This is a genomic window from Streptomyces durocortorensis, assembly GCF_016901035.1.
In the GTDB taxonomy this organism is placed as follows: domain Bacteria; phylum Actinomycetota; class Actinomycetes; order Streptomycetales; family Streptomycetaceae; genus Streptomyces; species Streptomyces durocortorensis.
In genome coordinates, this window is record NZ_JAFEUF010000213.1 from 1 (window position 1) to 2061 (window position 2061).

At 73.2% G+C, this 2061-nt stretch carries 2 protein-coding genes; both read left to right on the top strand.

Features of this window, described 5'->3' with window-relative positions:
• Positions 1-629 (top strand): acyl-CoA carboxylase biotin carboxyl carrier protein subunit (locus JS521_RS28245; RefSeq protein ID WP_307847966.1); only part of this gene is annotated, 629 nt, incomplete at its 5' end.
• Entirely contained in the window at positions 626-1795 is a 1170-nt protein-coding gene (locus JS521_RS28250; RefSeq protein WP_205085793.1) for an acyl-CoA dehydrogenase family protein, read from the top strand. The genes JS521_RS28245 and JS521_RS28250, both read left to right, overlap by 4 nt.
• Positions 1796-2061 lie beyond the last annotated feature (266 nt).

Sequence of the window (2061 nt, forward strand, 5' to 3'; positions counted from 1 at the left end):
CCGGGCCCCGGGCGTCCCCGGCCCCCCCCGCCGGGGGGGGGGCCCCGGCCCCCCCCCGCTTCGGGGCCTGGCGCAACGTGCCATCGCAGCCCCAGCGGAAGCGCTACCGCAGCGAGCCGGTCGGAACCGAGCACGAGGTGGCCTACCGGACCCCGCGCACCGGAGTCCCGGAACCGTGCGAGGCCCCGGGCATCCGGGTCCTGGCCGCCGCCCCCGACCACGTCACCCTCGAAGTGGACGGCTTGACGCGGCACTTCGGGGTCACGGCCCACGGTGACCGGGTTCATGTGGACGCGCCCGACGCCTCGTTCACGTTCACCGCCCTGCCCCGCTTCACCGACCCCGCCACGCACACCGCCCCCGGCTCCCTGCTCGCCCCGATGCCCGGCACCGTCGTCCGCCTCGCGGAGGGCCTGGCCGCTGGGGCCACCGTCGAGGCCGGGCAGCCGCTGATCTGGCTGGAGGCGATGAAGATGGAGCACCGCATCCTCGCGCCCGCCTCCGGCGCCCTCACCGCCCTGCACGCCGCCCCCGGCCACCAGGTCGAGGTGGGCGCGCTGCTCGCCGTGGTCCAGGAGGACCCGGCCGCCACCCCCGTACCCGTTCCCGTACCGGAGGAGACCGCATGAGCACCGCACGCACCGTCCTCGAAACCGAAGAGCACCAGGCCCTGCGCGCAGCCGTCGCCGCCCTCGGAAAGCGGTACGGGCGCGACTACATGACCACCGTCATCCGCGAGGGCAAGCACACCGACGAACTGTGGGCGGAGGCCGCGAAGCTCGGCTACCTCGGGGTGAACCTCCCCGAGGAGTACGGCGGCGGGGGCGGCGGCATGGCCGAACTGTCGATCGTGCTGGAGGAGTTGGGGGCGGCCGGCTCGCCTCTCCTCATGATGATCGTGTCGCCCGCGATCTGCGGCACGGTCATCGCCCGCTTCGGCACGGAGGAGCAGAAGCGGCAGTGGCTGCCGGGCCTCGCCGACGGATCCCTGACCATGGCCTTCGGCATCACCGAGCCCGACGCCGGCTCCAACTCCCACCGCATCACCACCACCGCCCGCCGCGACGGCGATGACTGGGTTCTCAACGGACGCAAGGTCTTCGTCTCCGGTGTCGACATAGCCGACGCGACCCTCATAGTGGGCCGCACCGAGGACGCCCGCTCGGGCAAGCTGAAGCCCTGCCTGTTCATCGTCCCGCGCGACGCCCCCGGCTTCGGCCGGAACCAGATCGACATGGAACTCCACGCCCCGGAGAAGCAGTTCGAGCTGGTCCTCGACGACGTACGGCTGCCGTCCGACGCCCTGGTCGGCGACGAGGACGCGGGCCTGCTCCAGCTCTTCGCCGGGCTCAACCCCGAGCGGATCATGACGGCGGCGTTCGGCATCGGCATGGGCCGCTTCGCCCTCGCCAAAGCCGTCGAGTACGCCCGTACCCGGCAGGTGTGGAAGGCCCCGATCGGCTCCCACCAGGCCATCGCGCACCCGCTCGCCACCGCGCACATCGACCTGGAGCTGTCGCGACTCATGATGCAGAAGGCGGCCCGGCTGTACGACGAGGGCGACGACATCGGGGCGGGCGAGGCGGCGAACATGGCGAAGTACGCGGCGGGCGAGGCGTGCGTGAAGGCCGTCGACCAGGCGGTCCACACCCTCGGCGGCAACGGCCTCACCCGCGAATACGGGCTCGCGTCCCTGATCACCGCGTCGCGGGTGGCCCGAATCGCCCCGGTCAGCCGCGAGATGATCCTGAACTACGTCTCGCACCAGTCGCTGGGCCTGCCGAAGTCGTACTAGCCGTTCTCCCTGATCTGATCCCGTCCGACCCCTCCCCATCCCGCCCCCACTGGGGTGATTCTTACCCCTCACAGGGGGATTCCGCCCCCCGCACTCCACACCCGCACGGCGTCCCCCCCCCCCCCCCCCGCGGGGGGGGGCCGCCCCCCCCCCGCCCGGGGGGGGGCGGCTGCCGGCTGGTGCTCCCCTCCGCTGGACGCTCCCCCCCCCCCGGCCGTTTTCGCGGGCGCGCGTGCCGTTCCGCGGGTTATTGCCTGGGTATCGGC

Bases quoted from the DNA above. Each gene is read 5' to 3' on its own strand.
- JS521_RS28250 (WP_205085793.1), top strand. From the start codon at position 626: ATGAGCACCGCACGCACCGTCCTCGAAACCGAAGAGCACCAGGCCCTG.